Origin of the sequence: Leifsonia sp. 21MFCrub1.1 (assembly GCF_900107895.1) — a bacterium.
Lineage (GTDB): Bacteria > Actinomycetota > Actinomycetes > Actinomycetales > Microbacteriaceae > Leifsonia > Leifsonia soli.
Window position 1 is genome coordinate 171,462 of sequence record NZ_LT629867.1, and the last position, 23,803, is coordinate 195,264.

The 23,803-nt window shown below is 72.1% G+C and carries 23 protein-coding genes; 17 read left to right on the forward strand and 6 right to left on the reverse strand.

The window, feature by feature from the left end; translation table 11 throughout:
* Positions 1 to 110: 110 nt before the first annotated feature.
* Positions 111 to 1,121: a hydroxyacid dehydrogenase gene (locus BLW09_RS00755; protein WP_089907235.1), complete on the forward strand. Its 1,011-nt coding sequence runs from the start codon at positions 111 to 113 to the stop codon at positions 1,119 to 1,121.
* Here the strand turns inward: BLW09_RS00755 and BLW09_RS00760 are convergent.
* Positions 1,111 to 2,100, reverse strand: coding sequence for a diacylglycerol/lipid kinase family protein (locus BLW09_RS00760; protein ID WP_231946966.1), 990 nt, complete (start codon positions 2,098 to 2,100; stop codon positions 1,111 to 1,113). The two genes, BLW09_RS00755 and BLW09_RS00760, sit on opposite strands and share 11 nt — an antisense overlap.
* Positions 2,101 to 2,401: 301 nt before the next feature.
* Positions 2,402 to 3,613, reverse strand: coding sequence for an MFS transporter (locus BLW09_RS00765; RefSeq protein WP_089907241.1), 1,212 nt, complete (start codon positions 3,611 to 3,613; stop codon positions 2,402 to 2,404).
* A gap of 57 nt (positions 3,614 to 3,670) precedes the next feature.
* Between BLW09_RS00765 and BLW09_RS00770 the strand changes: the two genes are divergently transcribed.
* Positions 3,671 to 4,051 (forward strand): MerR family transcriptional regulator, encoded by a 381-nt coding sequence (locus BLW09_RS00770; protein WP_089907243.1) that lies wholly within the window; start codon positions 3,671 to 3,673, stop codon positions 4,049 to 4,051.
* A gap of 36 nt (positions 4,052 to 4,087) precedes the next feature.
* On the opposite strand, the gene BLW09_RS00775 is transcribed toward BLW09_RS00770, so the two are convergent.
* Positions 4,088 to 4,726 (reverse strand): TetR/AcrR family transcriptional regulator, encoded by a 639-nt coding sequence (locus BLW09_RS00775; protein WP_089907245.1) that lies wholly within the window; start codon positions 4,724 to 4,726, stop codon positions 4,088 to 4,090.
* Between the two features lie 158 nt (positions 4,727 to 4,884).
* Between BLW09_RS00775 and BLW09_RS00780 the strand changes: the two genes are divergently transcribed.
* On the forward strand, positions 4,885 to 5,910 hold the full coding sequence (locus BLW09_RS00780; RefSeq protein ID WP_089907247.1) for an aldo/keto reductase: 1,026 nt from the start codon (positions 4,885 to 4,887) through the stop codon (positions 5,908 to 5,910).
* Between the two features lie 80 nt (positions 5,911 to 5,990).
* Positions 5,991 to 6,896 (forward strand): esterase/lipase family protein, encoded by a 906-nt coding sequence (locus BLW09_RS00785; protein ID WP_089907248.1) that lies wholly within the window; start codon positions 5,991 to 5,993, stop codon positions 6,894 to 6,896.
* 13 nt (positions 6,897 to 6,909) lie between these two features.
* Here BLW09_RS00785 and BLW09_RS00790 read toward each other — a convergent pair whose 3' ends face one another.
* Complete coding sequence (locus tag BLW09_RS00790) at positions 6,910 to 7,446, reverse strand: MOSC domain-containing protein (protein ID WP_089907250.1); 537 nt, start codon at positions 7,444 to 7,446, stop codon at positions 6,910 to 6,912.
* A gap of 32 nt (positions 7,447 to 7,478) precedes the next feature.
* Positions 7,479 to 8,033, reverse strand: coding sequence for a cysteine hydrolase family protein (locus BLW09_RS00795; protein WP_089907252.1), 555 nt, complete (start codon positions 8,031 to 8,033; stop codon positions 7,479 to 7,481).
* A gap of 52 nt (positions 8,034 to 8,085) precedes the next feature.
* Here BLW09_RS00795 and BLW09_RS00800 point away from each other — a divergent pair, with 52 nt between their 5' ends.
* Both BLW09_RS00800 and BLW09_RS00805 read left to right on the forward strand, forming a co-directional pair.
* The gene (locus tag BLW09_RS00800) at positions 8,086 to 8,523 is read left to right on the forward strand and encodes a MarR family winged helix-turn-helix transcriptional regulator (protein ID WP_231946967.1); all 438 of its coding nucleotides are present in this window, start codon (positions 8,086 to 8,088) and stop codon (positions 8,521 to 8,523) included.
* Positions 8,523 to 9,977, forward strand: coding sequence for an MFS transporter (locus BLW09_RS00805; RefSeq protein WP_089907256.1), 1,455 nt, complete (start codon positions 8,523 to 8,525; stop codon positions 9,975 to 9,977). The genes BLW09_RS00800 and BLW09_RS00805 overlap by 1 nt, the downstream gene beginning before the upstream one ends.
* Positions 9,978 to 9,981: 4 nt before the next feature.
* On the opposite strand, the gene ligD is transcribed toward BLW09_RS00805, so the two are convergent.
* Positions 9,982 to 11,220, reverse strand: coding sequence for a non-homologous end-joining DNA ligase (gene ligD, locus BLW09_RS00810; protein WP_089907258.1), 1,239 nt, complete (start codon positions 11,218 to 11,220; stop codon positions 9,982 to 9,984).
* 217 nt (positions 11,221 to 11,437) lie between these two features.
* Here ligD and BLW09_RS00815 point away from each other — a divergent pair, with 217 nt between their 5' ends.
* The 11 genes from BLW09_RS00815 (at position 11,438) to BLW09_RS00865 (ending at position 23,707) form a co-directional block, all read left to right on the forward strand.
* Entirely contained in the window at positions 11,438 to 11,857 is a 420-nt protein-coding gene (locus BLW09_RS00815) for a hypothetical protein (RefSeq protein ID WP_157696869.1), read from the forward strand.
* Positions 11,858 to 11,889: 32 nt separating this feature from the next.
* Positions 11,890 to 12,204: a hypothetical protein gene (locus tag BLW09_RS00820; RefSeq protein ID WP_089916489.1), complete on the forward strand. Its 315-nt coding sequence runs from the start codon at positions 11,890 to 11,892 to the stop codon at positions 12,202 to 12,204.
* A 73-nt stretch (positions 12,205 to 12,277) separates the two neighbouring features.
* Positions 12,278 to 12,826: a hypothetical protein gene (locus BLW09_RS00825; RefSeq protein ID WP_089916491.1), complete on the forward strand. Its 549-nt coding sequence runs from the start codon at positions 12,278 to 12,280 to the stop codon at positions 12,824 to 12,826.
* 183 nt (positions 12,827 to 13,009) lie between these two features.
* Positions 13,010 to 14,650 carry an ABC transporter substrate-binding protein gene (locus BLW09_RS00830; protein ID WP_089907261.1) on the forward strand — a complete coding sequence of 547 codons (1,641 nt, stop codon included), beginning with the start codon at positions 13,010 to 13,012 and terminating at the stop codon, positions 14,648 to 14,650.
* On the forward strand, positions 14,628 to 15,665 hold the full coding sequence (locus BLW09_RS00835) for an ABC transporter permease (protein WP_089907263.1): 1,038 nt from the start codon (positions 14,628 to 14,630) through the stop codon (positions 15,663 to 15,665). Before BLW09_RS00830 ends, BLW09_RS00835 begins: the two co-directional genes overlap by 23 nt.
* A complete protein-coding gene (locus BLW09_RS00840) occupies positions 15,662 to 16,573 on the forward strand; it encodes an ABC transporter permease (RefSeq protein WP_089907265.1) in 912 nt (303 codons plus the stop codon). The genes BLW09_RS00835 and BLW09_RS00840 overlap by 4 nt, the downstream gene beginning before the upstream one ends.
* Positions 16,570 to 18,285, forward strand: a complete 1,716-nt coding sequence (locus BLW09_RS00845) for a dipeptide ABC transporter ATP-binding protein (RefSeq protein ID WP_231946968.1) — start codon at positions 16,570 to 16,572, stop codon at positions 18,283 to 18,285. The genes BLW09_RS00840 and BLW09_RS00845 overlap by 4 nt, the downstream gene beginning before the upstream one ends.
* Positions 18,282 to 19,706: an NtaA/DmoA family FMN-dependent monooxygenase gene (locus BLW09_RS00850; RefSeq protein ID WP_089907267.1), complete on the forward strand. Its 1,425-nt coding sequence runs from the start codon at positions 18,282 to 18,284 to the stop codon at positions 19,704 to 19,706. Before BLW09_RS00845 ends, BLW09_RS00850 begins: the two co-directional genes overlap by 4 nt.
* Positions 19,707 to 19,817: 111 nt before the next feature.
* A complete protein-coding gene (locus BLW09_RS00855) occupies positions 19,818 to 20,807 on the forward strand; it encodes an NADP-dependent oxidoreductase (RefSeq protein ID WP_089907269.1) in 990 nt (329 codons plus the stop codon).
* Positions 20,808 to 21,092: 285 nt separating this feature from the next.
* Positions 21,093 to 22,919, forward strand: a complete 1,827-nt coding sequence (locus tag BLW09_RS00860; RefSeq protein ID WP_231946969.1) for an ABC transporter ATP-binding protein — start codon at positions 21,093 to 21,095, stop codon at positions 22,917 to 22,919.
* Complete coding sequence (locus BLW09_RS00865; RefSeq protein WP_089907273.1) at positions 22,916 to 23,707, forward strand: energy-coupling factor transporter transmembrane component T; 792 nt, start codon at positions 22,916 to 22,918, stop codon at positions 23,705 to 23,707. Before BLW09_RS00860 ends, BLW09_RS00865 begins: the two co-directional genes overlap by 4 nt.
* Positions 23,708 to 23,803: the final 96 nt, after the last annotated feature.

The following is a 23,803-nucleotide window of genomic DNA, read 5'->3' on the forward strand; positions in this document are numbered from 1 at the left end:
TGTTCGACTGTGATCGTTCTGTTCGTATGAGACGGGCATGAGTATGTACTGGTGCTGGCGACCGCGCAACACCCGCGCCATCGCCGGGAGAGGGAGGACGGATCACGACGATGGACTCTCCGCAGGCGCTCGTCGTCATGGCGCGGGACGTCTTCGAGCGCCAGTTCGACGCCGCCCGGGTGGCGCGGCTCCGCCGGCTCGCTCGCGTGCCGGACCCCGTCTTCGCGGACGACCTGGACGATCCGGCCGTCGCCGGGCGCCTGACCGCCGTCGACGTGCTGCTCACCGGGTGGGGTGCGCCCCGGCTGGACGCCGCACTCCTCGACCGGATGCCGAGGCTGCGGGCCATGCTGCACTGTGCGGGAAGCGTGCGTCCTCAGGTGACGGAGGAGTTCTGGAAACGCGGCATCAGAGCCACCTCGGCGGCCGAAGTGAACGCCGCGCCGGTGGCCGAGTTCACGTTCGCAGCGATCATCTTCGCGGGCAAGAAGGCGCCCTTCATCGCGGCGGACCGATCGACGCACGCGGACCACGGCCTCCACATCACGCGATACGGCGAACTCTCCAACCTCGGCCGGACGATCGGCGTGGTCGGGTTCAGCCGGGTCGGGAGACGCGTCGTCGATCTCGTCCAGCAGCTCGGCGACGTCACTTGCCTCGTCGCCGATCCGTTCGCCGACCCTGCGGAGGTCAGAGCGGCCGGCGCGACCCCCGTCGCCCTGGACGAGCTTCTTCCCCGGGTGGATGTGCTCTCCCTGCACGCGCCGGAGCTCCCGGCCACCCGGCACCTGATCGATGGTCCCCGGCTTGCGGCGCTGCGCACGCACGCGACGCTGATCAACACGGCCCGCGGGAGTCTCGTCGACACGGCCGCGCTCGAACGCGAGTGCGCGTCCGGCCGGCTCAACGCGATCCTCGACGTCACGGACCCGGAGCCGCTGCCGCACGATTCGGTGCTGCTCCGCCTTCCGAACGTCCTGGTCACGCCGCATCTCGCCGGATCGCTCGGGTCGGAGCTGAAACGGATGACCGACGCCGCACTCGACGAGCTGGAGCGGTTCGCGGGCGGCCGCCCCTTCCGGGCCGAGGTGATGAGGGACGACCTTCTTCTCAGTGCTTGAGCCGCACCCGCAGCGTCAGCGCGTGGTGCGTCACGGTGAGGGTCGCCGCGATCACCGAGCCGTTCGGGTCGCCGTCGAGCTGGATGTCCTGCGGCTCGGTGAACCGCACCTGCAGCTTCCGGGCCTGGGCGTAGCGGATCGCACGCGGTTCCGGGGTGAGGCGGCCGACGAACCGGCCGAAACCGGTCCGGTGCAGCAGCCGGTTGAACGTGAGCCGGTAGCCGATGTTGGTCCAGCCGCCGCCGCGTCCCGGCCGCAGGATGACGGCGTCCAGCAACCCGTCGTCGATCGTCGCGGCCGGGATGAGCAGGAGGCCGGCCGTGAGGCTGCCCGAGTTGCCGACGATGACCGTGTGGGCGCGCGTGGACACCTCCGGCTCGTCGTCCAGACGGAAGGTGAGGTCGAACTGCCGGTTGCCGAGGATGCTGCGGGCGATCGGGTCCGAGTAGGCGAGCCAGCCGATCCGCTTCTTCAGCTTCTGATTCGTCTTCGCGGCCATCTGGGCGTCCAGGCCGATCCCGGCCATGACGAGGAACGCGCTCTCGACGACGTCGCCGTCCGGCCGCTCGAGGGTCGCGTGCCCCAGGTCGACCGGCCGGTCGCGGCCGGTGAAGGCGACCGTCACCGCCGCCCGCAGGTTGTTCAGCGGCAGGCCCAGCTCGCGGGCGAACAGGTTGCCGGTCCCCGACGGGAGGAGGCCGATCGGGATGCCCGTCCCCTCCAGCGCCTCCGCGGCGGCGCGAAGGGTGCCGTCGCCGCCCGCGACGACGATCAGGTCCGGGCCGGTCGCCGCAGCATCCTGAACGGCGCCCCGCCCGTCGTCGGTGGCGCTGGTCTCGAACCAGGCGGACTCCGCCCATCCGGCCGCGGCTTCCTCCGCGGCGACGGCGGTCCGCAGGGCGGCGACCTGCACCTTGCTCGGGTTGAACACGATCGCCGCTCGCCGATCCGGCGTCGACGGGATCAGTTCAGAGCTCACTGGACCACCGTACGCGGAAGCGGGCGGTGGGAAGCGATCGAGGTCCGCGAGCATCGACGGGGGCCCGGTGTCGGGTCACCGGGCCCCCGTCTCGCGAGAGCCGTGCGGCTCCCTGGTCTGCGACAGCTCGGGTGCGTCGCATCCCCTGTTGGTACGCCTGCCGCGGCGGGACCCGGGGGGAGGCGTACCCGACCGGCGATCACCCGGGCCTGACCCGGGTGATGCGCCGAAAGAATTCGGAGACAGCATCGCCGGGGTCTGGGGCGAACCCCCATATGTTCGCACCGATCCCGCGGCACCGCTAGAGGCAGGAATGCCTGTGCCCTGCACGGGCGATCAGGGCGGCGAATGCGGCCAAGGCGGCTCCCGTCAGCAGGAGGGCGACCGGCGCGACGGCCCCGCGACCCGCGGTCGCCATGAGCGAGCCGCCGAGCGCCGAGCCTGCAGCGATCCCGATGTTCAGGATCACGACGAAGAGGCTGGTGGCCAGGGGGCGGAAGGTCGCGGACGCCGTCCTCGCCACCCGAGCCTGCAGCACGGGAGGCAGGCCGCCGATCCCGAACCCGATGAGGGCGGTTCCCGCTGCGGCCAGCGGCTGAGGGAGCACGGATCCCGGCGCGAGGGCGGCGAGCAGGACCCCAGTGGGGATGGCCGCGACGAGGACGAGGAGGGCGGTCGCCGGATACCGGTCGCTCAGTGCTCCGCCGAGGAGGAGCGCGAGGCCGCCGGCGACGCCGGCCACCAGCAGCACGGCGCCGACGCCGTCCGGACCGATCCGGGCAGCGCCCAGCACCGGCACGATGTACGCGTACAGCGTCATGTACCCGGTGAGCAGGAGGGCTCCTGCCGACAGGAGCGCGGCCACGGGGATCGCCGTGCGATCGATGTCGCGGGTCCGGGTTCCTCCGTTCCGCGCTCCCGCCAGCCCGGGCAGTCCGACGGCGAGCACGAGAGCGGAGGTCAGCAGGACGCCGGCCGCGCCGAGGAAGGCCCACTGCCACGCACCCGCCGCGGCGAGGGCGGCCCCGACCGGAACTCCGAGGACGGATGCGAGGGTTCCGCCTCCGAGCACGATGGCCATGGCGCGGCCCAATCGCGCCGGGGGGACCAGGGTCGGAACGTATGCGAAGACGACCGACCACGACACGGCGGCCGCGAGAGCTGAGACCAGGCGAGCCGCGAGAACGACCCCGAAGACAGGGACGACGGCGACGACGGCCGTCGCGACCGCGAGCACGACGAGAGATACGACCAGCAGCGGCTTGCGCGGCACGTGCCGGGTCACCCGCACGGCCGGCACGGTTCCGACGACGATCGTCACCGCCCACACCGCGACCAGCGAACCGACCGCTGGGGCGTCGACACCGAGGGTCGAAGACATTCCGAGGATGAGGGCGGGAGGGAGGAGCTCGGTGCTGACGGACGCGAACACGGCGAGCCCGAGACCGAGCAGAAGGGGCGTCCGTCCGCGGGCGGACGGAGGAGAGCCGATGCTTGCCGGAGATGCTGTCATGCTCGTACCGTAAACATTGACATCGATGAGAAGGTCAAGAGCATCGGAAGGAATGGCATGAGAATCGGTGAGCTCTCCCGGCGCACGGGTGTCGCCACCCGTCTCCTGCGCTACTACGAGGAGCAGGGGCTGCTCGCGTCGACGCGGTCGCCCAATGGATATCGGGATTATGCCGAAAGGGACGTCGAGACCGTCCTGCGGATCCGAGGCCTCCTCGCCTCGGGGATGACGACCCGGCTCATCCGTATGCTCCTCGACATGGAGGGCGTCCGCGGAACCGTGTCAGCCGCCCAGTGCAACCGGACGGTCGCCGCCGAGGTCGCCGAGGAACTCGCCCGCGTGGAGGAGCGACTGCGCTGCCTTTCGCAGAGCCGCGCCACCATGCGTGAGTGGCTGACATCGGCCGGCTACGCCGAACTCCTCGCCGAACCGGCCTGACGGGTCCGTCTGTCGGTCGTCTGCCGCGTCGGCTGCTCAGACATCGTCGGCGGGCGCCCGCAGCCCGGCCAGCAGGATGCGCACCATCCTGTCCGCGCGCGGCGAGACCCCGCCGTGCGGTCCGGCGCCGTGGCAGAGGTTCGCGACGGCGCCCAGGAGCTCCACCGCATCCACCTCCTGCTCGATGTCGCCGGCGGAGCGCGCGGAGGCCAGGAGTCGCTCGAGCGTCGGGGCGAGGTGGGTCGAGAAGTAGTCGGCCAGCGGCTCGTAGGCGGGGTCGCCGGAGTGGAGCGCCGCGGCCAGACCGCGCTTCGTCCCGACGAACTGCGTGTACCGCATGATCCAGCGATCGAGGGCCTCGCCCGGTGGGGAGGCGGCCTCGATCTCGGTCGCCGCAGCGGCGCAGGCGTCGATCTCGGCGCGGAAGACGGCGGAGATGAGGTCGGAGCGCAGGGGGAAGTGGCGGTAGAGCGTTCCGACGCCGACCCCGGCCCGCTCGGCGATGGCGCGCACGGGCGCCTCGACCCCGGATTCGGCGAAGACGGACTTCGCGGCGGCGATCAGGGCGGTGACGTTCTGCCGGGCGTCGGAGCGCTGGGCGCGGCCCGGGGCGGCGTCCGTGCTCGTGTCCGTGCTCGCGATCGCGCTCGCCGGAGTGCGGGTGCTGGCGGCCATGGGCGGGCTCCTCGGGTGGGCAGGCGGAAGCGAGGGTGTTGTAAGTGGAACAGTGTTCCGGTACAGTTCGAGATATCCGGAGTGACGTTCCGCTTCTCCGAATTGTAGGGCACGGCCGCCGGCCGTGCCACGGTCACACCAGGTCTGGAGCAGAAGCAATGCAGTATCGAACACTCGGCCGCACCGGCATCAAGGTCACCCCGTACGCGCTCGGCGCGATGATGCTCGGGTCCCTCGGCAACCCCGATCGCGCGGAGGGCGTCCGCATCATCCACCGGGCACTGGACGGCGGCATCAACGTCATCGACACCGCGGACCGGTACGGCGACTCGGAGGAGGTCGTCGGCGAGGCGATCGCGGGGCGCCGCGACGACGTGGTGCTCGCCACCAAGTTCTGGGGTCCGGTCGACGACGACATCAACCACCGCGGCGCATCCCGCCGCTGGATCATGCAGGCCGTCGAGCGGTCCCTCCGGAACCTCCGGACGGACCACATCGACCTGTACCAGCTGCACCGGCCCGACCCCGACACGGACATCGACGAGACGCTCTCGGCGCTCACCGATCTGGTCCGCCAGGGGAAGGTGCGGGCGATCGGCTCGTCGTCGATGCGCGGCTCCGAGATCGTGGAGGCGCAGTGGATGTCGGAGCGTCGCGGGTTCGAGCGGTTCCGCACCGAGCAGCCGAACTACTCCATCCTCGACCGCGAGATCGAGCGCGAGATCCTCCCGGTCGCCCAGCGCTACGGCATGGGGACGCTCGTCTACAGCCCGCTCGCCGGCGGCACCCTCACCGGCCGCTACCGGGCGGGCGGCGAGAACGACAACTTCCGCTCGACGCGCACGGGGATGCGGCACTTCCGCGACGAGCGCCGGCTCGCGGCCGTCGAGCAGCTCATCGACCTCTCCGACGAGGTGGGCGTGAAGCTCACCCACCTGGCGATGGCCTTCGTGATCGCGCATCCCGGCGTCACCTCGGCGATCGCCGGACCGCGCACGATGGAGCAGCTGGAGGACACCCTCGCCGGCGTGGACGTCTCGCTGTCCGACGAGGTCCTGGACCGGATCGACGCGATCGTGCCTCCCGGCGAGAGCATCGGGGCGATGGACATGGTCTACCGCGGTCCGGAGGTCGCGGACGCGGCGCTCCGCCGGCGTCCCTTCGCCGCACGGTCGGCGGCGTAGCTCCGCTTCCGGGTCGGCCCCGGCGGCTAGGCTGTCGTCGCGCCGGAGGTGGCTCCGGTCTGCCGTCGGAAGGATTCGGTATGACCGATGTGGTGCTGGTCTCGGGTGGGGCCGCCGTGTCGCCGTTCACGACGCCCGAGCTGGCCGCCCGGTCCGGGCTGGCCGCCGGGAACTCCCTGACCGCGCTGCGGCAGGCGCTGCTGGACGCGGGCGTCCGCGTCTTCACGGCCCCGGCCGGCATCGGCCAGGGCGCCGTCACGGAGGACCCGGGCTGGCAGGGCTTCGGCGACGTGCCGACCGTCCTCCCGGCGGAGTGGACCATCAACGCCGTCGGCTCGATCGACGACGCGGGTGCGTCGCTGTGCCGGTTCCTCGGCCACCTCGCCGACGAGTACGGGATGACGGACGTGCTGCTGGTCGGGCACTCGATGGGCGGTCTGTTCTGCCGGTCCGCTGTGCGGCAGCTCCACGAGGGTGAGGTGCCGATCGCTCCACGCGGCCTGATCACACTCGGAACGCCGTGGACCGGCTCGCTCCTCGGCGACTACGTGACCGGGGCCATCACCCTCGAGGACGCGCACGGCGACGCCTTCACCACCGAGGTGCTGACCCGGTCGGCGCAGTTCGCCCGCGACAACTCGCAGGGGGCGGCCGACGAGGTCGCGATCGGCTACCTGACCGGGGTCGAGGGATGGAACGCGCGCCAGGCGGGCGTGCTCGACGGCATCCCGGTGACCGTGGTCGCGGGCGACCGGTTCGCGGAGTTCGCCGAGCCCGAGAGCCTCTGGCCGCACGACGGGCTGGTGGCGACCCGCAGCGCCTCGGCGGTCGATGTGCCGGAGGGCGTGCTGCCTCATGTCGACCGGGTGCTCCGGCCGGATGTGCACAGCATCTTCTTCGCGGACGCCGCCGGACTGGAGTGGGAGGCGGCGCTCACCTGGGATCCGGTCGTGCTCGATCTGGTGGTTCGCGCAGCGACGAGCTGACCGGCCGGCAGGCTCAGACCGGAGCGAGCGCGGAGAACGGCTCCGCCGGGAGTCGCACCTCGATCGGGTCGCCCGGCCGCACCACGCCGCCGGTGACGACGACGGCCATCACGCCCGCCTTGCGGACGGTGGCGCCGTCGGCGTCCGTGCCGACGACCTGCTTGAGCAGGCCGGGCTCGAACCGGTCGATCTGGACGCACGGGTTGCGCAGGCCGGTCAGCTCGATGACGGCCTCCTCGCCGAGGCGCAGGCGCGTGCCGCGCGGGAGCCCGAGCAGATCGAGCCCGTCGGTCGTGACGTTCTCGCCGAGCTGCCCGGGCGCGAGGTCGGCCGTCACCTCGTCGAACAGCTCGCGGTGGATCAGGTGGACCTGGCGCAGGTTCGGCTGCGTCGGGTCGCGCCGTACGCGGGAGAGGTGCTGGACCGTCGCGCCGAAGTGCGCATCCCCTTCGACGCCGAGCCCGGCCACCAGCGTGATGGACTCCCGGGTCGGCTTCGAGAAGCGGTGCGAGCCGTCGCTGCTCACCGAGATCACGCGTGCGGTCGTCATCCCCCCATCGTGCCGCATGTGCGGCGACAGGGTCAGAGCGCCGCGGCCCACTCGTCGACGGTCGTGACGGCGGCCTGGCGGGGGAAGATCTTCTCGGTGAGCACGCGGTGCACCTCCGGGTCGGGGTCGCCGCACGCGTCGGAGAGGACGGTGAGCCGGAAGTCGAGGTCGGCGGCCTGGCGGATGGTGGAGAGCACGACGCCGCCGGTCGCGATGCCGGTCAGCACGAGCTCGTCGGCGCGGAGGCCGCGCAGCAGCACGTCCAGGTCGCTGCCCGCGAAGGCGGAGACGCGCTTCTTCACCACGACCGGCTCCTCGCCGCGCGGCGCGAGGTCGTCGATGATCTGGGTGCCGGGACGGTCGACCAGCATGGCGTCGCCGGCGGCCGCCGCGCGCCCGCCGAAGGCGAGGTTGGAGGCGGCGACCTCCGGGTAGCCGGGGCGGAAGGCGACGCGGACGAAGACCGGCGGGATGCCGTGGTCGCGCGCGGCGGTGAGCGCGCGGGCGGCGGCCTCGACCGTCGGCTCGAATCCGGGGCGGCCGGCGATGCCGTTCTGGAAGTCCATCAGCAGCAGGGCGGTGGTCATCGGGGTCCTCTCGAATCTAGACAGGTACAACTGTGCAGTCTAGACTGTCGATATGACTTCCGGGCAACCCGATGTGACACCCCAGCAGATCGCCGTCGACCTCCGGGCCGTCCTCGCGCGGCTGCTCCGCAAGCTGCGTGAGGCGACGGCCGACGCGATCACCCCCTCGCAGGCGTCCGCGCTCTCCCGGCTGAGCAAGGGCGGCGTCTCCACGGTGAGCGCCCTCGCGATGGCCGAGCGCGTCCGCCCGCAGTCGATGGCGGCGATCGTCGAGGCCCTGGAGGGGATGGGCTTCGTCACCCGCAGCCAGGACCCGAACGACGGTCGCCGGCAGATCGTCGACCTGACCGAGGCGGGATGGGCGCAGGTCGCCGGCCAGAAGGAGGCCGGCCTGGCCTGGCTGGACGAGGCACTGTCGCAGCAGGTCTCGAAGGCCGAGCTGATCACGCTCGCCGCGGCGACCGCCATCCTCGAGCGGGTCCTCGACTGATGGCGCTGAAGCCTCCGCCGCCCGGCCGCTTCGATCGGCGGCTGCTCGCGCCGATGATGCTCGGCGCCGTCCTCAATCCCATCAACACCGCCGTCATCGCCGTTGCACTCGCACCGATCGGCATCGCGCTGGGGGCGCCCGCGTCCGAGACGGTCTGGCTGGTCTCCGCCCTCTACCTCGCCACCGCCATCGGCCAGCCCCTGGTCGGCCGGCTGGTCGACATCTACGGGGTGAAGCGGCTGTTCCTCGCGGGAGGTGCCCTGGTCGCGGTCGCCGGCGCGATCGGCCTGGTCATCCCGGCGTCGCACGACAGCATCTGGTGGCTCGTCGCCGCGCGGGTCGTGCTGGGCCTCGGCACCTGCGCCGGCTATCCGGCGGCGATGCACATGATCCGCGCCGAGGGGCAGAGGACGGGCGTGGCATCGCCGGCCGTCATCCTCACCGTCCTCTCGGTGACGACGCAGACGGTCGCGGTCATCGGCCCGACCCTCGGCGGCCTGCTCATCGGAGCGTGGGGGTGGCGTGCGACGTTCGCCGTGAACCTCCCGCTGGGGGTCGCCAGCGTCATCCTCGGCTGGATCCTGCTGCCCCGCACGACCGGCCTGGAGCCGCCGCGCGACCAGCGGCCGCGCATCGACGGTCTCGGCATCCTGTTCTTCGCTGTCACGATGCTGGCGCTGCTGGTCTTCCTGCAGAACATCGCGGTGGCGACCCTCTGGATGCTGGCGGTCGCGCTGGTCGCGGGTGCCGCCCTGGTCTGGTGGGAGCTCCGGGTGGAGGCGCCGTTCATCGACCTGCGGGTGCTCGGCGGCAACGGGCCGCTGCTGCTCACGTACACGCGCTCGCTCCTCACCGCGACGATCTCGTACACCTTCGTCTACGGGTTCACCCAGTGGCTGGAGGAGGGGAGGGCGCTGAGCCCGACCGCGGCGGGCCTCGTGCTGCTGCCGGTGTTCGCCGCGGGGATCGGCGTGGCGCTCGCGTTCGGCCGTCGCCCGGAGGTGCTCTGGAAGCTCCTCATCGGGTCGATCGCTCAGCTCGCGGCCGGCATCCTCGTGCTGTTCATGGGCGGCACGACGCCCATCTGGTTCCTCGTCGTCACCATGCTCGTGCTCGGCATCCCGCAAGGCCTCAACAACCTCGCGATCCAGAACACGCTGTACCACCAGGCCGAGCCGGAGCGGATCGCGTCCTCCGCCGGTCTGCTCCGCACCTTCTTCTACCTCGGTGCGATCGTCGCCTCCGTCGTCTACGGCAACGTCTACGGAGCCCACGCCAGCACCGGCGGCCTGCACGTGCTGGGCTGGGTCGTCGTCGGCATCTCCGCGGTGTTCCTGCTCATCACCGCGCTCGACCGCAGCCTCCGCTCCATCGGCCGGGAAGCGTCGGGCGGGTCCGCCTCGGATGCGCGTCAGCCCGAACCTGCGCGGTCCGGCGAACAGCCTCGGTCGTGAGCGGTCACCCGCGGCCGGGCCACTGCCGGCCCGCCCACGGGTCGTAGTCGGCGATCAGGGGCTCCTGCGCCGGGCGCTCGGGCTCGGGGACGTGCTGCAGGTTCACCCGGACGCGGTACCAGAGCGAGCTGGAGCCGCGCATCCCGTCGACCAGCTCGTCCGCCGGGTGCAGGCGGGCCGCGACATCCCGGTGGGCGGCCTTCCACTGCTCGAGAGCGTCGAGCGCCTCGGGCTTCGTCTTCGTGCGGGCGACCTCGATGAGGGGCATCTGCGACACGCGCCGGCCGGCGCCGTCACCGCTCCGCGGGGGCTTCTCCGCCGGCCCCAGCGTCCGCGCGAGGGCGAGGAGGGAGCCCAACGATCCGATGGCCTCGTCGATGCCGTCGTGGGGGTCGCCGCGCTCCGCGAAGCGGTCGAGCACGGTCCGGACGGTGAACTCCTCGGGGCGCCGTTCGCGCACCTCGTCCCAGTCCAGCGGGGTGGAGACCCGCGCGTCGGGGAGCGGCCGGATGGAGTACGCGGAGGCCACCGTGCGATCTTTCGCGTTCTGGTTGAAATCGACGAAGACGCTCTCGCCGCGCTCCTCCTTCCACCAGCGGGCCGTGGCGAGCCCAGGGGCGCGGTTCTCGACCTCGCGCGCCAGCGTCTCGGCGGCGAGCCGGACGTCCGCGAACCCCCACGTCGGAGCGATGCGGACCAGGATGTGCAGGCCGCGCGACCCGCTCGTCTTCGGCCAGCCGACCAGCCCGTTGTCGTCCAGCACCTCGCGGGCGACGAGGGCGACATCGACGATCTGCGACCAGTCGACCCCGGGCATCGGGTCCAGGTCGACGCGCAGCTCGTCGGGATGCTCGAGGTCCTCCGCGCGGACCGCATGCGGGTTGAGGTCGAGGCACCCCAGGTTGGACACCCACGCGAGCCCGGCCGCATCCCGCACCACGGCCTCCTCGGCGGACGTCCCGCTGGCGTAGTGCAGTGTCGCCGTGTCGATGAAGTCGGGGTGGCCCTCCGGCACCCGCTTCTGGAAGAACGGCTCCTGCGACAGCCCCTTCACGAACCGCTTCAGCACCATCGGCCGGCCGCCGGCTCCGCGCAGCGCGCCGTCCGCGACCGCGACGTAGTAGCGCGCGAGGTCGAGCTTCGTCAGTCCCGGCTCGGGGAAGACGACCTTGTCGGGGCTCGAGATGCGGACCTCGTGCCCCGCCACCTCGAGGAACGTCTCGGACTTCTTCGACGGGCTCATGCCCGCCACGGTAGCCGTGCCCGCCCCGCCGGGCCAGGCCCGTCCCCGCCCACTGCCTGCAACAGAAACGGAGGACATCCCGCTGCCCGCGCGGCGAGCCCCCTCCCTTCCCCGCCACTCCGCCGCGCGCCGCCCGGGATCACCTCCCTTTCCGCGACCGCCGACGGCTCTGGGCCGCGGCGCGCGCTGCTGCTAGCGTGCCGTCGGGGGGTAAGCGATGCGACGGTGGATGTGCGCGGCGGCGATGACGGCGGTGGTCGCGATGGGGCTGAGCGGGTGCGTGTCACCGCCGTCCCCGTTCGACGGCGAGCGCACCGCGCAGGATCGGGTGCCCACCGACCTCATCCCCCGGGTCGACGGCGGCGACCTGTCGACCTCGCGGTACCAGGGCAGCGCCGACGGCTGGGACCTCTACCTCCTGCGCGGCACGCATCCGTTCGGCGTCTGTCTCGCCTATACCGACGGCACGCCGGAGCGGTCGGGCGCGTCGTGCTCCGGCGGGACCTGGGTGCGGGCCGGCGTGCCGGGCGGCGACGAGTTCGAGGCGAACCTCAACGGGTTCATCGACACCCCGAAGCCCGGCGGGGCCGTCCTCTCGACCTGGGTGCGCCAGGTGCCACGCGGAACGGACCGGTGAACGGGCGTCGCGTTCGCCGACGCTGGCCGGCGGTGCTGATCGTACTGGCCTGCTGCGTCGCGATCGGGGGCGTCGTGACCGTCTTCGTGCAGGTGCACGCCGCGACGGCCGACTGGTGGCCGCGGGCCATCCCGACCCGGGTGCAGTACGACGACCGCAACTTCACCTGCGGCGACGACCCGAGAAGGGACGACGTCGGCCCGGACGCTCTGAAGGGGCTCGAGCCCCGGGGACGAACGATCGGCGGCGGTGTGATCTACGCGCCCGGCGGGTTCGACCTGCCGGATGGCATCGTCGTCTCGGCGGACGGCGAGCTCCGGGCCTGTCCGCTCAGCGGCGGGACCTGATCCCCGCCACGCCGCACCGTCCCGGCACGATCCACAGGGGCGCACAGCGCCCGCGTCGGACACAATGGGTGCCATGGGATCCATGGACCTCAACCCGCCGGTCGAGCGCGACGACGTCCGGGTCCACCGCGCGCTCTGGCGGCACTGGGGAACGCCTGCCGCGATCTACGGGACCATCGTCTACGCGAGCGTGATCGCGGCGACGGCGGTCGACAACGAGGACAGCGGCTCGGCCGTGCAGATCCTCGTGTTCAGCCTGGTCAGCATCGTGGTGTTCTGGCTGGCGCACGTGTACTCCGACGCGCTCGGGTTCCATGGCGACGCCGACCGGCTGAGCGACCGGATGCGCGACTCGCTGCGGCACGCCCTGTTCGAGTCGAGCGGGATGCTGGAGGCCGCGGTCATCCCGAGCATCCCGCTGCTCCTGGCCTCTCTGCGCATCCTCCCCGCCGACCTCGGCGTCTCGCTGGCGCTGTGGCTGTGCGTCCTGCTGCTGGCCCTGCTCGGCTTCCTGGTCTTCCATGTGCGCGGGCGGGGTGTGTGGGCGTGCCTGGTCGGGGCGGTGGTGACGGGCCTGTTCGGCGTCGTCGTCATCCTGCTCAAGTCGTTCCTGTCGCACTGATCGCTCCTGTGGCACTGATCGCTCCTGTTGCCCTGACGCGCGCGCACGCATAACGCCGCAGAGGCCCGCGCGGAAGCGTGCGTGACGCCCTGTGACGGCGGTGAAACAGAAGGACACGCGGCATCGACGGCGCTTGCGGACTCCCGCATCCTGATGCGCATCCCCGATGCCAGAGGAGTCCTCATGCGTTCCCGTTCCCCCCGTTCCCTCGGCGCCGCCGCCGTCGTCCTGACCGGCGCGCTGGCGCTGTCCGCCTGCGCCTCCGGTTCCGACGCCGCAGCAGGCTCCGGCACGAAGGTCGCCGGCGGCACCATCGTCTACGCCCACCAGCAGGAGCCGGCCTGCGTGTTCGGCGGCTGGATCGAGCAGGCCTACCTCTCGTACCAGGTGCTCGACAACCTGACCTCGCTGGATGAGGACCACAAGGTGGTCCCGTGGCTCGCGACCTCGTGGAAGCAGTCCGACGACGGTCTCACCTGGACCTTCGACCTGAAGAAGGGCGTGACGTTCACCGACGGGACGCCGCTGACCGCCGCGGCCGTCGCCTACAACTTCGACTACTGGGTGCAGGGCGGCAACAGCACCGCGAAGGTCTGGCTCGACGGCTACTACAAGGATGCGAAGGCCGTCGACGACACGACCCTCCAGATCGACCTCTCCCGCCCCTACCCGCGGCTGGCCGACAACCTGACCCAGGGCTACTTCGGCATCCAGTCGCAGCACGCGCTGGAGACCCGCAGCAAGGAGCAGAACTGCGAGGCCCCGATCGGGTCGGGCGCGTTCATCGTCGACAGGTGGAACCGCGGTCAGGACATCATCCTGAAGAAGAACAAGAACTACACGTCGCCGCCGGCGAACGCGAAGCACACCGGCCCGGCCTACGTCGACGAGATCGACTGGAAGTTCGTCGCCGACCCGACTACCCGCGTCGCCGCCCTGCAGGGCGGACAGGTGAATGCGATCTACGACGTCCCCGCTGTCCAGTGGAACACGCTGAAGTCCGGCGGCTATCAGCTGGAGAAGTATGTGACCCCCGGCCGGCCGCAGCAGATCTCGTTCAACACGCAGCAGGGTCCGTTCACCGACGAGAAGGTGCGCCAGGCGTTCGCGTACAGCCTCGACCGCAAGCAGATCGTCGACACCATCGGCCGGGGAGTCATCCCGTTCGAGGGCAACGGCGGCGTCAGCCAGGCGACGCCCGGCTACAGCGAGAAGGCGGCGGGCTGGTACAGCCAGGACCTCAAAAAGGCCGACGCGCTCCTCGACTCCGCCGGATGGACCCGTCAGGGCGACAGCGGCGTCCGGGAGAAGGACGGCGCGAAGCTCACCGTCTCGCTGCCGTACGGCGCCGGCTCGATCATCAACGCGGACGGCGCGGCCATCCTCCAGGGGGTCAAGGAGCAGGCGGCGAAAGTCGGCTTCGACGTGAAGCTCGTCCCGGTTCCGCAGAGCGAGTTCTTCTCCGGGAAGTACGCCGGACCCGACACCCACGACCTGGCCGCCGGCTACTGGACGGCCGTCACCGCGGGCATCCTCTACATCAACTGGCGCCCGTCCACCCCGGACCACCCCAACTACTCCAACGCCGCGTTCTACAACGACCCGACGCTCGAGCAGTACATCCTCGACGGCAACTCGGCCCCGACGGTGGAGGCGCAGAACCCCGCCTACGAGAAGGCGCAGGACTACATCGCCGAGCACGCGCTCTCGATCGGCGTCTACGACCGGCTGAGCACGCTCGCCGTCGCACCGAAGCTCCGCGGGGTGTGGCAGGAGCACGCACAGGGAGGACCGACGTTCTATGACGCCTACTTCGTCAAGTGAGCTGACCGCCGCGCCGGAGCAGGGCGCCGCGGCGGGGCCGATCGCGCAGAACGCGATCCGGCCCCGCCGGGGCCGCGCGGTCGCGATCACCCTGCTGCGCAAGGTCGGCGCCGCACTCGTGGTGCTGTGGGGGGCTGCGACCGTCGCCTTCTTCGCGCAGCTGGCGCTGCCCGGCGACCGCGCGACGACCATCCTCAACATCCGCGCAGGCCAGGCGCAGGCCCGGACCCCGGAGGAGCTGGCGCAGATCAACCAGCAGTACGGGCTCACGAAGCCCGTGATCGTGCAGTACCTCGACTACCTCCGCGGCCTGGTGGCCGGCGACTTCGGCACGTCGTACCTGCAGTACCGGCCCGTCACCGCCGTGATCGGCGAGCAGCTGGGCAGCACGCTCACGCTCTCGCTGACCGCCATCGCGTTCGCGTGGCTGATCATGGTGGTCTGGGTCACGCTGACCGCCGGACGCGGGCCCCGGCTGTCGGGCTTCGGGTCGACGGTGGATGTGGTGACGGCCGGGCTCCCCGCCTACTGGCTCGGCATCATCCTGCTCCTGGTGTTCGGCCTCGGGCTGCACTGGTTCCCGATCATCAGCGGCTCGTCGCCCGCGGGGATCGTGCTGCCCGCGCTGACGCTGGCCATCCCGCTCGCCGGGTTCATGGCGCAGAGCGTCCGCACCGAATTCGAGCGCTCGCTCGATCAGCCGTTCGTGCTGTCGGCACGGATGCGCGGGATGGGCGAGTGGGGCATCCGGCTGCGTCACGTGCTCCGGCACGCCATCATCCCCGCCGTGACCCTGTCGGGCTGGGCGCTCGGCGCGACCCTCTCCGGCGCCGTGATCGTGGAGTCGATCTTCTCGCGCCCGGGCATCGGCTCGGCGCTGGTCGGCGCGGTCAACGCGCAGGACCTCCCCGTGGTCACCGGCATCGTCACCCTGGTGGCGGTCGTCTATGTGGCCGCCAACCTCATCGTGGACGTCGTCTACACCCTCATCGATCCCCGCCTGGAGCTGACATGACCGCCCTCGGCACCCCTCCCGCCAGCACCGCTCCCGCCGCCGCCCCCACCGCCGCCTCCACAGCGGCCGCGGTCCGCCCGACGCTCGCCGCGCGACTCGGTCGCACGCCGTGGGGGCTCGTCGCCGCCGTGGCCTTCGCCGTCCTCCTGCTGGTCGCGGTGATCGCTCCGCAGGCGCTGACGACGCATCTGCCCACCGCGATCGACTACCAGGCGGCCCTGCAGCCGCCGAGCCTCGCGCATCCCTTCGGCACGAACGAGTCGGGCCGCGACCTCTACACCCGCGTCGTCTGGGGCGCCCGCGACTCGCTGACCATCGGTCTGGGCGCCGCGGCCGTCGGCGTCGGCCTGGCTCTGGTGCTGGGAACGCTCGCGGCCCTCGGCGTGAAGCCGGTGGCCGTGGTGATCGACCGGTTCGTGGAGATCCTGTTCGCCTTCCCCGCCCTGCTGCTCGCCCTGCTGCTGATCGCGATCGCCGGGCCGAGCGCCGCGACGCAGGTCTTCGCAGTCGGCATCGGCACCGCGCCGGGGTACGCCCGGATGATCCGCGGGCAGATCCTCGGAGCGCGCGAATCGGGATACGTCGAGGCGGCGACCGCGCTCGGCCATTCGCGGTGGCGCATCCTGCGTGCGCACATCCTGCCGAACGCGCTGCGGCCGCTCGTCGCGGTGTTCGCACTGTCGATCGGGCAGTCGATCGTCTGGGCGTCGAGCCTCTCGTTCCTCGGCCTCGGCGTCGCCCCGCCCGCCTCGGAGTGGGGCGCACTGCTGGATGCGGGGCGGCAGTACCTGACGACGGCGTGGTGGCTCGTCGTCATCCCCGGACTCGTGATCGTCGCCGTGGCGCTCGCCGCGACGACCATCGGACGGCACATCCAGGCGCGCCTGGAGAAGGGAGAGCGGTCGTGAGCATCGTCGAGCACGACAGCACGGAGACCGACGGCATCGTCGAGGAGCTGGACTGGCCGGCGACCCGGCTGCGGGTGCGCAACCTCCGCACCGCGTTCCGGGTGGATGGCGTGCTGCGGCCGGTCGTCCACGGGGTGAGCTTCGACCTGCGGCCGGGCGAGTGCGTCGCGATCGTCGGCGAGTCCGGCTCGGGCAAGTCGGTGACGGCCCGCTCCCTGGTCGGCCTCGCGGGCCGGTCGGCGGTCGTCGAGGCGGACGAGCTGACCATCCACCACGAGGACGTCCGCGCCTTCGGGCCGCGGGAGTGGAAGCGCATCCGCGGCCGCGACATCGGGTTCGTGCTGCAGGATGCGCTGGTGTCGCTCGACCCGTTGCGCGCGGTCGGGCGCGAGATCGAGGAGGCGCTCCGGCTGCACGGCTGGGGCGGCCGCCGGGCGCGGCGGGAGCGCGTGCTCGACCTGCTCACGCGGGTGGGAGTGCCGTTCCCGGCCGTCCGTGCCAAGCAGCGGCCCGACCAGCTCTCGGGCGGTCTGCGGCAGCGCGCGCTGATCGCGTCCGCCATCGCGCTCGATCCCGACATCGTGATCGCCGACGAACCCACGACGGCGCTCGACGTGACCGTGCAGGCGCAGGTGCTCGACCAGCTGGAGCGGATGAAAGAGCGCGGCGCCTCCGTGATCCTGATCAGCCACGACCTGTCGGTCGTCGCCCGGCTCGCCGACCACATCCTGGTGATGCGCGGGGGCGACGTGCTGGAGCAGGGCCGGGCGGACCAGGTGCTCGGCGCGCCCTCCCATGAGTACACACGTGCCCTGATCGCCGCCGTGCCGGGCGAGGCGACCCGCGGCCACGCCCTCACGCCGGGGGCCGCACCGGTGCCGGCCAAGCCGCCGGCCGGGGCGGTCGTGCTGGAGGCGACCGAGCTCGTGAAGCGCTTCCACACCTCCGACGGGACGGTCACCACGGCGGTCGACCGGGTCTCGTTCTCGCTCCGGGCCGGGGAGACCCTCGGCATCGTCGGGGAGTCCGGATCGGGCAAGAGCACGACCGCACGCCTCGCTCTCGGGCTGGAGTCGCTCGACGGCGGCGCCGTGCGGCTGCTCGGTCAGCCCTGGGCGCCGCTCGCGGAGAGCAGGCGGCGCGGTCTGCGCAGCCGCATCGCCGTGGTCTACCAGGACCCGCTGAGCTCGTTCGATCCGCGCTGGAACGTGGAGCGCATCCTGCTCGACGCCCTGCGCTCGGAACGGTTCGCCTCGGCCGGGGAGCGGCGCGAACGGGTGCTCGAACTGCTGCAGCAGGTCGGCCTGCCCGCGAGCGTGCTCCCGCGCTTCCCGCTCAAGCTGTCGGGCGGGATGCGCCAGCGCGTGGCCATCGCCCGCGCGCTCGCGCCCCGTCCGGACGTGATCGTGCTGGACGAGGCCGTCTCGGCGCTCGACGTCACCATCCAGGCCCAGATCCTCGACCTGCTCGCCGAGTTGCAGCGCGAGTCGGGCGTCGCCTACCTGTTCATCTCGCACGACCTCGGCGTCATCAGCCATCTCAGCGACCGCGTCCTCGTCATGAAGGACGGGGTGGTGGTGGAGGAGGGGTCGCCGGATGATGTCTTCGAACGGCCCGCGCACCCGTACACTCGTGCCCTGATCGCCGCCATCCCGGAGTTCGACCCGGCCGCGCGAGCCGCCGCCACCCCTGAAAGCGAGACCGCCGCATGAGCGAACCGAAGCAGCTCTTCGTGAACCTGTTCGAGATGGCCTGCGTGAGCCACATCACGCACGGCCTGTGGACGCTGCCGGGCAACAACCGGGAGCGGTTCGCCGACCTCGACTACTGGCTGGAGCTGGCGCAACTGCTCGAGCACGGCGGCTTCGACGGCATCTTCCTCGCGGACGTGATCGGCGCGTACGACGTGTTCCGCGGCGGCCCGGAGACGGCGCTGCGCGAGGGGCTGCAGAGCCCGAACCTCGACCCGCTGCTGCTCGTCCCGGCGATGGCTGCGGTGACCGAGCGGCTCGGCTTCGGCGTGACCTTCTCGACCACCTACGAACCGCCGTTCGCGTTCGCCCGCCGGATGTCGACGCTCGACCACCTGACCAAGGGTCGCATCGGCTGGAACATCGTCACGTCCTACCTCCCGAACGCCGCGCGCAACTTCGGCCTCGACGGCGAGGTGCCGCACGACGAGCGCTACCGGTACGCCGACGAGTACCTCGACGTGCTCTACAAGCTGTGGGAGGGCTCGTGGGATGACGACGCCGTCGTCGCCGACCGGGCGGCCGGGGTGTTCACCGACCCGTCGAAGGTGCGGTACATCGACCACGTCGGCGAGCGGTTCCGCGTCGCCGGGCCGCACATCGTCCACCCGTCGGTGCAGCGGACGCCGACGCTGTTCCAGGCGACCGGATCGCCGGCGGGCATCGAGTTCGCCGGGCGTCACGCCGAGGTCGTCTTCACCGGCGGCCGCACCAGCGAGGAGTTCCGGCGCAATGCCGACGGGATGCGCGAGGCGGCCGTGCGGCACGGGCGCGAGCGCGACGACATCCGCTTCATCGCGATGGCCGGAGTCATCGTCGGACGGACGCAGGAGGAGGCCGAGGACAAGTGGCGGCTGTACCGGGAGCGGGCGAGCCTCGACGGCATCCTCGCGCACAGTAGCCTGCCGGTCGACCTGACCGCGTTCCCGCGCGACATCACCGTGCGGGAGGCGCTGGCGCGCGCCGACTTCCCGGCCTCGAAGGTGCCGTACCTTCCGCTCGACAGCACGGTCGGCCAGGCGCTCGACTTCATCAAGGTGGGCCGCGACGAGCGGTTCCTCGTGGTCGGCGACCCGAAGACCGTCGCCGACGAGATCGAGCGCTGGCTGGACGAGGACGGGCTGGACGGCATCAACCTGCGGCAGTACCACTCCTTCGACACGGCCCGCGACTTCGCCGAGCTGGTGGTGCCCGAGCTGCGCCGTCGTGGCCGCCTGCCCGACGAGGGCTCCTCATCGGGCACGCTGCGCGAGCGCCTGTTCGGCGCGGGTCGCTCCCACCTCCCCGAACGTCACATCGGCGCCCGGTACCGCGGCGGAGCGAACCTCGATGTGCCTGTCGAGCCGCTCCAGCTGCACTTCGAGCACGCGGCGTCGTTCTGACGCGTGTGCTCGTCGCGGCGGCGACGGGTAACGGTAGACAGTAGAGTTTCTAGCCAAGCTAGGTATATCCTGACGTCACGATCAAGCGATCGGCGGCGGGAGGAGCATCCCATGGCGAAGACGCCCGGGGAGACCATGGTCTTCGAGTACGACGGCAACGGGGATGTCGACGTCCTCCAGAAACGCACACGGCCGTTGGCGACGCCTGGCCCGGACGAGGTGCTCGTCGAGGTGATCGCCACCGGGATCAACCACATCGACGGCTTCATCCGCACCGGCCGGGAGACGGCCTGGGCGGATGAGCCGTTCCCCCGGCGCTCGGGCAGCGACTTCGCCGGCATCGTCGTCACCGGCGACGCCGCCGGCCGGTTCCGGAAGGGCGCGGAGGTGATCGGGCACGTCCGTGTCGGGGCGCACGCCGAGTACATCGTCGTGCCCGTCGCGGCCCTCGTCCCGAAGCCGCCGCACGTGCCGTGGGAGGTGGCCGGCGGCCTGTACCTCGCGGGAGTGACCGCTCTCGACACGCTCGACGACCTCCGCATCGGCCCGGACGACACGGTCGTCATCTCCGCGGCGGCGGGCGGCGTCGGCAGCATCGAGGCGCAGCTGGCCAAGCATCGGGGCGCCCGGGTCATCGGAACGTGCGGGGACCGCAACTTCGACTACCTGCGGCAGCTGGGCATCCGGCCGGTGCGCTATGGCGACGCGATCGAGGAGCGCATCCGCGCCGAAGCGCCAACGGGGGTCACCGCGCTGATCGACAACTTCGGGCAGGACGGCCGGGCCCTGGCGGAGGCGCTCGGCGTCCCGCCGTCGAGGTACCGGTCGAGCGAGGACCGCCGCGACACCGAGCTGCGGCTGCTCCAGGACGACCCCGAGACGGTGGCGCACGGCACCGCGCAGCTGGGGAGGCTCGCGCAGCTCGCCGACGAACGCGCGTTCACCCTGCTGATCTCCGGCTTCTATCCGCTCTCCGACATCAAGTACGCCTACGACGACCTGCAGAACCTGCACTCGCGCGGCAAGATCGTGCTCGGGACGCATCCCGTCACGACCTACTGGACCCTCAAGACCCGCGACGTGCAGGAGGCGCGGGGCTGAGCCGCATCCCCTCCCGTGCTCCCGTGCGCCGTGCGCGAAACGGAGGATCTGCGGCGGTGATCTGCCCGGTCCGCTTCCGTTTCACGCCAGGACGCGGCGCGCCCCACAGACTCCTCCGTTTCCGACGGCCTGCGGAGAGGGAGGCGATCCGTGCCGACATGCCGGCCACCGGCGCGGAACGGAGGGGACGCGGTCGCGTGAGGCGCGGACGTCCTCCCGCGCGGGCCTTCGCGCCGTCGCGGCGCGTGCCGTAGCGTGGGGCGGGTCGGCGAGAGGAGAGGGTCCGTGGGCGATCGGAGGTCCGTGGACGCCGTTCCGTCGGCATCCGCGCCCGCCGAGACCGCCGCCGAGACCACCGCTGCCGAGACCGCCCTCTCCGCGTCCCCGACCGTGCCCGCGGCCGAGGCGAGCCAGGTCCGGGTCCGGCACGACGGCGCCTCGGCGTGGACGCCCGACGGCATCGACGTGACCGTCGCGCCGGGCGAAGTCCTCCTCGTGCTGGGCCCGAGTGGATGCGGCAAGTCGACGTTCGCGCTGACGCTGAACGGGCTCGTGCCGCACGCCGTCCCCGCCGAGGTGGAGGGGTCGGTGAGGGTGGGCGGCGTGCTGACGCGGGATGCGACAGTGGCCGAGCTCAGCGAGCACACCGGGATGGTGTTCCAGGACCCGGACGCCCAGCTCGTCGCGCGCACCGTGCTGGATGAGGTGTGCTTCGGGCCGGAGAACCGGCTCGTCCCGGTCGGCGAGGTCGAGGCCAGGGCCGAGTCCGCGCTGCGGGCCGTCGGGCTGTGGGAGCGGCGCGACGACGACCCCGACACGCTCTCCGGCGGTGGGCGGCAACGGCTCGCGATCGCCTGCGCGCTGGCGCTCGACGCGCCGTTGCTCGTGCTCGACGAGCCGACATCCAACCTCGATCCCGCCGGTGCGGAGGAGGTCTACCGGGTGCTCGGACGGCTCACCGGACCCGGTTCGACGCACTCCGTCGTGCTGATCGAGCACGACCTCGATCGTGCTCTGACCATCGCCGACACCGTCCTGGTACTGGACGGGTCGGGCCGCCCGTTCGCCTCCGGCCCGGCGCGCGACGTGCTGCGCGAGCGCGCGGACGAGCTGGATGCGCTCGGCGTCTGGCTGCCCACCCCGACGACCGCGGCGTTGCGCCTGCGCGCGGCGGGCGTCCCCCTCGATCCGCTCCCGCTCACCCCCGCCGAACTCACGCGCGCCCTCTCCCACGCCGAGATCCCCCCACCGTCGAGTCCGCAAACTTTGCACGCTCGCGAGGCCCCAGGCGTGCAAAGTTCGCGGACTCGACGGTGGGCGGTCGAGGTCTCGGGGCTCACGGTCCGGCGCGGGGGACGGGCGGTGCTGGAGGACGTCTCGCTGCGCGTCGGGCGCGGCGACTTCCTCGCGATCGTCGGCCCCAACGGCGCGGGGAAGACGACGCTCGTGCAAGCGCTCGCCGGGGTCGCCCGCGCCCCGCGCTCGACCATCGACGTCCTCGGGCTCGACCCGGCCCGCGCCTCCGTCCGCGCCCTGCGCGAGACCGTCGGGTTCGTCTTCCAGAATCCCGAGCACCAGTTCGTCACCCACAGCGTCGAGGACGAGCTGGCCTTCGGACTGCGGCAGCGTCGGCGGCCCCCGGCCGAGATCGCAGAACGCGTGGATGCGATGCTCGCGACGCTGGGGCTCACCGGGCACCGCTCGGCGCATCCCTTCCTGCTCTCCGGCGGCCAGAAGCGGCGGCTCTCGGTGGGGACGGCGCTCATCGAGGGCGCGCCGGTGCTCGTGCTCGACGAGCCCACTTTCGGCCAGGATCGCGCCAGCGCGACCGAATTGCTCGGGCTGCTCGCCGAGCTGAACCGCGGCGGAACGACGGTGATCGCCGTGACGCACGACCTGGGACTGATCGGCGAGTACGCGTCGCACGTGGCGATCGTCGAGGGCGGCCGGGTGCCGGTCGTGCGCGAGACCACCCGCATCCTCGGCGACCCCGCGCTGCTCGAAGCGCATGGACTCCGCCAGCCCGCCCTGGCACGCGCCCTCGCCGACCCCGCTGTGCCCGAGCCGCTGCGCGGGGTCACCCGCCTCGCCGACCTCCCGGGCCCGCGATGACCGCCGCGTCCACCGCCCTCCGCCTGGCGGAGCGGCCCCCCGGCTTCCTCTCGCGCCTCAACCCGCTGGCCCCGATAGCGGCCGTCGTCCCGGCATGGATCGGGCTCCTCGTCACCCGGGACGCGGCCGTGCCGCTCGTGCTGCTGATCGGGGCGGTCGTCCTGCTGCTGGTCGGCGCGCGCCTCCGCGCCGGAACCGTCGTGGCGCTCCTGGTCGGGATGCCGGCCGGCGTCCTCGTGATGGCGATCGGCTTCGGCGTGTGGGCGGCCCCGGACAGGATCGCGGACCCGACGGTGCTGGTCGCGGTCGGCTCGTACCGGTTCACGGTCGGGGCCCTGCTCATCGGGCTGACGACCGCGTTGCGGCTCGCCGCCGTCGTGACGCTCGCGCTCGTCGGCGGACTCACCACGACCGGCCCGGATCTGGCCCGCGCCCTGACCGCGCAGCTGCGCGTCCCGTACCGCTTCGCCTACACCGCCGTGGCCGCCTACCGGTTCGTGCCGCGCTTCGCGGCCGAGCTGGCCTCCCTCCGGCGGGCGATGCGGGTGCGCGGCGTCGCGCCGGGACGCGGACCGGTCGCCGCCGCGCGTCGTGCCGGCGCGATGGTGGTGCCCCTGCTGGCGTCCAGCATCCGGCACGCCGACCGCGTCGCGCTCACCATGGAGTCCCGCGCGTTCGGAGCACATCCGCGTCGCACCGAGCGCACCCCGCCGCAGTGGCGCGTGCGCGACACCGTGTTCGTCGTCGCGCTGTGGGCGGGCACGGCTGCGGCTCTCATCCTGCTCTGACTCCTCCTTCTGCCCCCAGTACAGGGGAAGACGGCCCTCCAGCAGGGTGAACCCGGGGTGAAAAACGCTCATCTCCCCCCGCGATTCCGAAAGACT